The 8,886-nt window shown below is 59.3% G+C and carries 9 protein-coding genes and 1 pseudogene; 3 read left to right on the forward strand and 7 right to left on the reverse strand.

Annotated elements, in window-relative coordinates; all coding sequences use genetic code 11:
* From H6B51_RS15095 to H6B51_RS15125, 7 genes and pseudogenes are all read right to left on the reverse strand, one after another.
* A pseudogene (locus tag H6B51_RS15095) lies at positions 1-180 on the reverse strand (amino acid ABC transporter permease); the annotation flags it as partial.
* Positions 181-245: 65 nt separating this feature from the next.
* Positions 246-1,178, reverse strand: a complete 933-nt coding sequence (locus H6B51_RS15100) for a transporter substrate-binding domain-containing protein (protein ID WP_204884470.1) — start codon at positions 1,176-1,178, stop codon at positions 246-248.
* A gap of 343 nt (positions 1,179-1,521) precedes the next feature.
* Positions 1,522-2,124 carry a cytidylate kinase-like family protein gene (locus H6B51_RS15105; RefSeq protein ID WP_204884471.1) on the reverse strand — a complete coding sequence of 201 codons (603 nt, stop codon included), beginning with the start codon at positions 2,122-2,124 and terminating at the stop codon, positions 1,522-1,524.
* An 11-nt stretch (positions 2,125-2,135) separates the two neighbouring features.
* Positions 2,136-2,906 (reverse strand): amino acid ABC transporter permease, encoded by a 771-nt coding sequence (locus H6B51_RS15110; protein ID WP_204884472.1) that lies wholly within the window; start codon positions 2,904-2,906, stop codon positions 2,136-2,138.
* A complete protein-coding gene (locus H6B51_RS15115; RefSeq protein ID WP_204884473.1) occupies positions 2,907-3,632 on the reverse strand; it encodes an amino acid ABC transporter permease in 726 nt (241 codons plus the stop codon).
* Positions 3,633-3,711: 79 nt separating this feature from the next.
* Positions 3,712-4,593, reverse strand: a complete 882-nt coding sequence (locus tag H6B51_RS15120) for a transporter substrate-binding domain-containing protein (RefSeq protein WP_204884474.1) — start codon at positions 4,591-4,593, stop codon at positions 3,712-3,714.
* An 89-nt stretch (positions 4,594-4,682) separates the two neighbouring features.
* Positions 4,683-5,408 carry an amino acid ABC transporter ATP-binding protein gene (locus tag H6B51_RS15125; protein WP_204884475.1) on the reverse strand — a complete coding sequence of 242 codons (726 nt, stop codon included), beginning with the start codon at positions 5,406-5,408 and terminating at the stop codon, positions 4,683-4,685.
* A 358-nt stretch (positions 5,409-5,766) separates the two neighbouring features.
* On the opposite strand from H6B51_RS15125, the gene H6B51_RS15130 reads away from it, so the two are divergent.
* From H6B51_RS15130 to H6B51_RS15140, 3 genes are read left to right on the forward strand one after another with little or no spacing between them, the layout of a single operon-like run.
* On the forward strand, positions 5,767-7,080 hold the full coding sequence (locus tag H6B51_RS15130) for a circularly permuted type 2 ATP-grasp protein (protein ID WP_204884476.1): 1,314 nt from the start codon (positions 5,767-5,769) through the stop codon (positions 7,078-7,080).
* On the forward strand, positions 7,062-7,733 hold the full coding sequence (locus H6B51_RS15135; RefSeq protein ID WP_204884477.1) for an alpha-E domain-containing protein: 672 nt from the start codon (positions 7,062-7,064) through the stop codon (positions 7,731-7,733). Before H6B51_RS15130 ends, H6B51_RS15135 begins: the two co-directional genes overlap by 19 nt.
* Positions 7,730-8,473: a transglutaminase N-terminal domain-containing protein gene (locus H6B51_RS15140; protein WP_204884478.1), complete on the forward strand. Its 744-nt coding sequence runs from the start codon at positions 7,730-7,732 to the stop codon at positions 8,471-8,473. The genes H6B51_RS15135 and H6B51_RS15140 overlap by 4 nt, the downstream gene beginning before the upstream one ends.
* The last annotated feature ends 413 nt before the right edge of the window (positions 8,474-8,886 follow it).

The following is an 8,886-nucleotide window of genomic DNA, read 5'->3' on the forward strand; positions in this document are numbered from 1 at the left end:
CGGGGTTCTGGGGGAGATGGGGGTGGCCTGTACGGTACCTACCACAAATCCGATCACACACCCCATGATGGTGCAGATCACTGCCAGCAATATGGTATTCCGGGTACCCAACAGCATGGAGGCGCCGTAACGGCTCCATACAGCGCCCATATCATTCAGAAACTGAACCAGATTTTCCATGTGAAGCCCTCCTTTGGGTGGAGGCCGGGCGCCTTTCGACGCCCGGCCTGCTCCGATGATTCAAATCAGTCGTTGTTCAGGGGCTGCACGGAAATGGCCTCATCCATCATGGCGGTGTAATCATCGGTGGTATAACGGGAGAGCACCTGGTTGATGGCCTCGGTCAGACCGGTGTTGCCCTTCTGCACGGAGATACCGAAGTTGGTCTCCTCCTCGGACACGTCAAAGTCGCCCTCGGTGCCGGAGAAGTCCAGCATGACCATATCGGGATAGGCTTTGCAGGCGGACAGGGCGGTGGGCTGGTCGGTGACCACCAGGTCTACCGCGCCGGAGTCCAGAGCCACCAGCATGGCGGGAACAGACTCCTGAGCGGGCAGCAGCTCGATGCCGGGCACCTGGGGCAGGCAGGTATCGTACCACACCGTGCCCAGCTGGGAGGTGGCGGTGGCACCCTCAAAGCCGTCGATGCCGGTGGCGGAGGCATAGGGGCTGTCGCTCTTCACCAGGCAGACGATGGAGGCGTAGTAGTAGGGGTCGGAGAAGTCCACCTGGGCGGCCCGATCGGCGGTGATGCACTGGCCGGCAATGACGGCGTCCACCGTGCCGGACTGGAGGGCGGGGATCAGAGCGTCCCACTCCATCTTGACGATCTCCAGCTCACAGCCCAGCTCCTGGGCGATCTCCTTGGCAAACATCACGTCATAGCCGTAGGCGTAGTCAGAGGTGCCGGAGATGGGAACCGCGCCGTTGGAGTCGTCGGCCTGGGTCCAGTTGAAGGGGGCGTAGGCGCATTCCATGGCCACCTTGAGAGTGCCGCTCTCCACCAGCTTGACGTCGCCGGAGGAGGTTTCCTCCTGGGCAGCGACAGAGAGGGCGGGAGAGGCTGTGTCGGTAGAGGCGGGGGAACTGGCGGTACCGGTGCCGGAGCCGCCGGAGCAGGCGGCCAGACACAGGCTGAGGCTGACAGCAGAGACAAGGGACAGCAGCTTGCGTTTCATAATAAATCCATCCTTCCTGTTTTCGGCCCCCGGCAATGAAAAAAGTCGCCACTGGCCCAGACCAACAGCGTTGGATCGGGTTCATGGCGACTTTGCAGGCAAATATATGCCTCTGTCATATTTGACGGCATTTTGCATTTTAAATTCGCGGATAGGCCGATTTCAGGGGAGCTTTTTGGGTGCGCTCACCTGAATTTGCAAGAATCATACTTCTGTATTTCAAATTTGTCAACCGCAAATAAGCAGCTTTGGAGAAATTCCCAAATCAAAAAGAATCCGGCGGGCCGATTTGCTCAGGTTCTACCAAAGGTCCGGGGCAAAACGGGGCAATGGCCCACTGGGCTCAGGGCTTGCTGACAGGGAGGGTATCCCGGGCAATCCCCTCCAGTATACGGGCGGTACCCTCCACCCCAAACTGGCTGGAGTTAAGCATCACATGGCAGTTGGTGAACACGTCTCCTCCACCATAGAGCTGATGATAGAGTTCCCTGGCCCGATCCACCCGGGCAATGGTACGGCGGGCAGCTTCCGGCTCCATTTCCAGCTTCTGAACACAGTTTTTGAACCGCTGCTCCTCCGGGGCGAAAATGTGAACATGGAGCACATGGGGCAGATCCTTCAGCACATAGTCGGCGCACCGTCCCACCACAATGCAGTTCTCTTTCGCGGCCAGATCCCGGATGATATTTTTCTGAACCTGGAAGATCTCGTCCTGCATACTTCTGACTCCCATGCCCAGGGGGTAGATCCGCTTGTAAAACAGGTTGTGGGCGGCCTCCTCGGTGTCCGAGATCACGGATACCGGCAGGCCCATCCGCCTGGCGGTCTGCTCCACGATGTCCCGGTCGTAAAACGCGCACCCCAGCCGTTGGGAGAGCAGCTGGGCAATGGTGCGCCCCATGCTGGCAAAGTCTCTGGATAAAGTGATCACATAGGGCTGAGCCATCTCATCACCTCCTATGACCGGGCGGCGGCCGGACGGGCCGCCTGCCTGGGCTTCCGCTTCTGAATGCTGCGCACCACACAGGACAGGGCAAAGTTGAGCACAAAGTAGATCACAAAGGCCAGGCCAAACAGCACGAATACGTCGCTGACCAGCTGGGTCCCCGCGCCGTTGTACACATTGGAGGTGGCCAGGATCTGGCGTACCCGGGACATCAGCTCGATGACCGCCACATTGGCCAGGTAGCTGGAGTCCTTGATGGTGCTGATCACCTGGCTGAGCAGGGTGGGCACCACCGCCCGGAAGGCCTGGGGCAGCACGATATAGCGCATGATCTGCACGGTGCTGAAGCCCTGGGAGTGGCCGGCCTCAAACTGGCCCGGTGCCACCGAGTTGAGGCCGCCCCGGACGATCTCCGCCATAATGGAGGATTCAAAGAGCACCAGCGCCACAAAGGCCCGGAAGAGAATGCGCACCTCCACGCTGGTCAGACCCAGCATCCGGTGGGCCAGAAACTGGGGCACCGGGCAGAATACCAGACAGATAAAGATCCAGAACAGCAGCGGGGTGTTGCGGAACAGCTCGATATAGGCGGTGGACAGCCACTTCAATACCCGGGTCCTGCCGGTGCAGTAGTTGCGCACCAGAGCCAGCACCGCGCCGATGCACAGACTGACCAGCACCGCGCACACCGAGATTACCAGGGTAAAGACCACCCCCCGCAGCAGATAGACCAGCACGCCCTGGGCCTGTAGAATGGAAATGCTTGCCTGCCAATCAATCATTCAGGACACCCCCGCTTCTTCCAGCTTTTTTGCCTCCGGACCCCGGCTGTCCCGCCGCTTCAGGTTGTTCTCCCAGGTGGAGGCCAGGGTGGACAGGGGGAAGCACACCACAAAGAACAGCGCGCCGCACACCACATAGGCGGGGGCGTAAGCTCCGCCGGTAGTGGCGCCGGTGACGAAGCTGTAGGTCAGGGAGATCAGATCGGCGCCTCCCACGATGTACAGACAGCTGGTATTTTTAAACAGATTTACCGCCTGGTTCACCATAGGCGGCAGAATGATCTTCAGACTCTGGGGAAAAATGATGTAATACATGGCCTCCACATAGCCGAATCCCTGGCTGGCTGCGGCCTCAAACTGGCCCTTGGGCACAGCCTGGATGCCCGCCCGCACCACCTCGGCCATGTAGGCGCCGGTGTAGATGCCCAAACTCACCACGCCGGTGAGAATGATGCTTACCTTCACGCCGGAGAATGCCAGCACATAGTAGAGAAAGCACATCTGCAAGACGATGGGAGTATTCTGGAAAAATTCCACATAGACCCGGGCAAGGAAGACCAGAGGCTTCTTTCCGCTGGTGGCCAGCAGGCCAAACACCAGCCCCAGGGCCAGGGCCAGCAGCAGACCCAGTACGGCGGTCTGTAAGGTATTGCCAAATCCCATCAGAAAGGTGTCCCGGTAGGTCCAGACCTTTCCCCAGGCCTCGGCGGAGAGCAGTTCTTCCATATCTCGTCCCTCCTGTTACAAATAAACGCGGGGCAGGCTGGGGTTGCCCCCGCCCCTGCCCCGCAGGACCCGGCTTTCCTCAGCCCAGGTTGAACTCACTGATATAGCCGTCGATGGTGCCATCGGACAGGCAGGTCTCGATAAAGTCGTTGCAGTAGGTGGAGAAGTCACTCCCCAGCTTGGTGGCGATGCCGTACTGCTGGGGGGCAAACTGATCTTCAATGTAGCTGCGGCCGTCGGTGCGGTATACCGCCAGGATGGACTTGTCCACGCAGAAGGCGTCTACCGTGCCGGCGCTGAGGGCGGTGGAGATGGCGGGGTAGTCGTCAAACTGCTGGAAGGAGATGCCGTCGGTCCAGGTGGCCGGATCAAAGGTATCGGCGGAGTAGCCCGTGCCGTCCAGCACGCCCGCCTCGATCATGGCCTCCACCAGGGAGCGGGCGGAGGTGGAGCCGGAGGATACGCCCACCAGCTTGTCCTTCAGGTCGGCCAGACCCTGGATGCCGGAGGCGTCCTCCACCAGCACGGTGACGTAGTCGGTGTAGTAGGGCGTGGTAAAGTCCCAGCTCTCCTTGCGCTCGTCGGTAATGGTGAAGGTGGCCAGCACGCAGTCAATGTCGCCGGAGTCCAGCAGCTCGGTGCGGGTGGCGGCGGTGACGGTGGTGTACTCCACATCCACCCCCAGCTGATCGGCCAGCTTCTGGGCCAGCTCGATCTCCATGCCGGAGTACTCACCGGTGGCAGGGTCCTGATAGCCAAAGCCCACCACGGCGTTCTTCACGCCCACCCGGAGCACGCCCCGGTCCACGATGGCCTGGGTGTCGGCGCCCAGTGCGTCGGTGGCGGCAGCGCCCGATGGGCTGCCCGAGGAAGTGGATGCTGCGGGGGTACCGCCGCAGGCAGATACCCCTACAAGGGTAGCAAAGGCCAGGCCAAACATCGCAAGATTTTTCCATTTCATAGTAATCCCTCCTGAATGTATTCCTCTTCGTAATATCCAATGCGGAACGGGATGGGGCAGCGAGAGCTGCCGCATCCCGGATATCTCCTTTATGATTTCAGGATCTTGCCCAGGAACTGCTTGACTCGCTGGTGCTGGGGATTGGTAAAGAAATGCTCGGGGCTGCCCTCCTCCAGGATCTGGCCGTCGGCCATGAAGACCACCCGGTCGGCCACCTGGCGGGCAAAGCCCATCTCGTGGGTCACCACCACCATGGTGATGTTCTCTCTGGCCAGCTTGATCATGACGTCCAGCACCTCCTGGATGGTTTCCGGGTCCAGGGCGGAGGTGGGCTCGTCAAAGAGAATGATCTTGGTCTGGGCGCACAGGGCGCGGGCGATGGCGATGCGCTGCTGCTGGCCGCCGGACAGGGTGGTGGGGTAGGCATGGGCCTTGTCGGTGAGCCCTACCACATCCAGATAGTGATACGCCAGCTCCTCCGCCTCCTGCCGGGATTTGTGGTGCAGCTTCATGGGGGCCAGGGTAAGGTTTTTCAGCACCGTCATGTGGGGGTATAGGTTAAACTGCTGGAAGACCATGGACATATTGTCCCGCACCATCTGCCGCTTGTTCTTGTGGGTGAGGAGGGTGCCGTTGATGTACACCTGGCCGCTGGTGGGCTCCTCCAAAAAGTTCATACACCGGACGGTGGTGGACTTGCCGGAGCCGGAGGGGCCGATGATCACCAGCTTTTCCCCCTCCGCCACCTCCAGGCTCACGTCCTTGAGCACATGAAGGTCGCCGAAATATTTGTTGACCTTTTCCAGTCTGATCATAAAACCACCCTCTCTCCCGGTCCGGCAGCAGCCTTGCCCAATAAAAAAAGACGTGCCATTCCGGGCCCGGAATGAAACGTCTTTGTTCCGATATTGCATATCTGATGATGTGGCAGTTTACCACAGCGGAGTATCCTTGTCAATAAGACAGGGAACTGATTATCTCAAATTCACATAGTTTTCCGGGGCAAAACGGTATATTTTGATAAATATGACGGGGTACATCAGACAGGATACAAAAAACGGCAAATGTCTTGACGGCGGAGAAGAACGACGGTATAATGGACTCATTTTTCATACAGGGCGAGGGCGTCTGCCAGACGCCCTCGCCCTGTGCTTTTGTTAGGACGGTGAGCCCATGGATAATATGATTCGCCACAAGGAGCAAATCAACCGGCAGCTGGCCCGGTATGGGGTAAAGTTTGGAATTTATAAGAACGGAGCCTTTCATGAGCGGCTTTTTCCCTACGACCCCATTCCGCGCATCATCACCGCACAGGAATGGAGCGTTCTGGAGCGGGGCCTGCGGCAGCGGGTGGAAGCTCTCAATCATTTTTTAAGGGATATCTATGGTGCCAAGCGCATTCTCTCAGACGGCGTAGTTCCAGAGGATTTTGTCTACCGCTCCCCGGGCTATCTGCCCCAGTGCGAGGGGATTATGCCCGTGGGAGGTGTCTATAGCCACATCAGCGGCATCGACCTGGTAAAGGGCAAGGATGGGGCCTGGTATATTCTGGAGGACAATCTGCGCATTCCCTCCGGGGCCTCCTATCCCCTCATTGCCCGGGGCCTGTGCCGCCGGTGCAGCCCGGACACCTTCCGCCGCAACGGGGTGCTGGACAACCGCAACTACGGTCAGCTGCTGCGTAAAACGATGGACAGTGTCAATACCGGCGGAATCAACGTGGTGTTTACACCCGGCCGGTATAACGCCGCCTACTTTGAGCATTCCTATCTGGCTGAGCAGGCAGGGGCGGTGTTGGCTGAGGCTGGCGATCTGTATGTGCGGGACTGCGCACTGTACTATCGCTCTACCCAGGGCGATCAGCGGGTGGGTGCCGTCTACCGCCGGGTGTCGGACGAATACATGGACCCTTTGGCGTTTGAACCGGAATCCCTTATCGGCATACCCAACCTGATGGCGGCCTACCGCTCGGGCAATGTGGCGGTGCTCAATGCCTTTGGCAATGGGGTGGCCGACGACAAGGGTATCTATTATTTTGTGCCCAAGATGATCCGCTACTATTTGGGAGAAGAGCCCGTTCTGCACAATGCCCCCACCTATCTGCCCTTCTACGAAGCGGACAGCAAGTATGTGCTGGAGCATCTGGACACCCTGGTGATCAAGGACGTGGCGGAGGCGGGGGGCTACGGCGTGCTCTTCGGCAGCAAGCTGACCAGCCAGGCATTGGACGAACTGAGACAGACCATTCTGGCCCAGCCCCGGCGCTTCATTGCCCAAGAGGTCATTGACTTCCAGGATCTTCCCATCTTGGAGGGGGAGGAGCAAGTAGAGCGGAAGGCCGACCTGCGGGCCTTTGTGCTCACTGGGGCGGAGGGGACCACGGTATGGCCCAGCGGCCTGACCCGGTTCTCCCGCAATCCGGACAGTTTCATTGTCAATTCGTCTCAGGGAGGAGGCTTTAAAGACACATGGATACTATCACATTGAGCAAGCAGAACCGGCTGTTCTGGCTGGGCCGGTACAGCGAGCGGGTATACAGCTCTGTTCAGCTGATGGTGGAGGACTATGACAGCCTCATTGACGGCTCCGGCATTGACTATGTCATGTTTTGCCGTAAAATGGGGATTCCCTGCACCTACGAGAGCGGGGAGGATTTTTGCCGGCGCTATCTTTTCGACGACCAGAGTCAATACTCCATCCGCAGCGCGGTGGAGGCGATGCTGGGCAATGGCATGGTGCTGCGGGAGACCATCAGCTCCCAGACCCTGGCCTATCTCCAGCTGGCCCACAGCGCCATGGAGCTGGCTGCCCGCAGCGAGTCCCCGGCGGTGGAATTGCAGTGGGTGCTGGATGACATTATGGCCTTCCGGGGCAGCTTTGACGACGCAGTGGAGGAGGAGTCTGCCCGAAACATCACCAAGACCGGCGGCATGGTGGAGCGCATCAGTCTGATGCTCCGGCTGGAGCGTCAGCCTGAGCGGCTGGAGGGAGAGCTGCGCAAGCTGCTCAACCGGCTGTACAAAACCAATCTTACGCCCCAGCCGGACGCCTTGAGGATCGTCACAGGCCGGGCCCTGGAGGCCCAGCCGGTAGACAGGATCACCCTGCTCAGCAGCGTGGAAGGTCTGTTCTGCGTATGAGCCGGCGACTGAGCTTTTACTATGATATCAATCTGGAATTTGACGCCCCGGTGGCAGAGCATGACTTTACGCTTCGGTGCGTTCCGCCCTCAGTTCCCGGCCAGGAGATCCTGGATGTGACTCTGGAGCTGGATCCTCAGGTCCCCTATACCAGGCAGCGGGACAACTTTGGCAACCTGATGCAGATCGGACGGATCTCTCAGCCCCATGACCATTTCCGCTATACGGTGCGCGGCACTGCCAGACTGGACAGTAACAGCCGCTGCCGGGAGGCCGACATGCCCATCTGCCGCTATGATACTACCACCCTCAATTACAACTGGCAAGTTTGGGATACCCAGGCCTTTTCCCTTTATGCCAGCGCCACGGAAGATCTGGACCCCGCCGCTGCCAGGCAGGGAGTGGAAGCCATTCTCCGGTTTTTGGCAAAAAAGGGATTTTGCCGCGATGCGGGCGGGCCTGGGGAAGAGACCTGCCTGTATCACGAGGACAGCCTGCGCAATATCCTCTCCACCGTCGGCGGCCTGCTGGTCCATCGCCGCCCTCTGGGGGAGACAGTGACAGCGGGCGATGTGCTGGCCCACATTCAGGACCCCTGTACCGGTCAGGTGCTGGAGCGACTGTCTGCCCCGGTGTCCGGCCGCATCTTCTTCCGGCACCGTTCCCGTCTGATCCATGGCCACGAGATCGCGTTTCGGATCCTGCAGCAGAAAGAGGCGCCCCAGGGAGCCGTGCTCTGACTGGCAAGGAGGATGGGGACTTCCATTTATAAGGGATTGTAAAATTTCACCACTGGAGTATCCTGCGGGGCTGCACACCCCTTACCTCCATATCTGTATCTCACTGTATTGGAAGCACAGATACACTCTGGTGCTGCCTTGTACTGCTATGTTCCTGTATCAGAGGGTATTTCGTCACTGGCTGTTTTTGCTGGGGCAGTTCAGACCCGGTTTGGCGGCAAAAATTTTTCGCACATCCCTGACTTGTTTGAGTCCCTGGGGATCAAGGAGATCCTGTCCGAAGATCACTCCGGAGTTCCAGCCTGAACCGGCGTATGCCCCAGTAGGTCCTGGCGGCCCTCCCCGTTACCGGAGGAGCGTATGTTGGTACGCAGGTATTGGGTGGTACAGCGATGTGCTTATATGGCGCTCGT

Source organism: Pseudoflavonifractor phocaeensis (genome assembly GCF_016901955.1).
Taxonomy (GTDB): domain Bacteria; phylum Bacillota; class Clostridia; order Oscillospirales; family Oscillospiraceae; genus Flavonifractor; species Flavonifractor phocaeensis_A.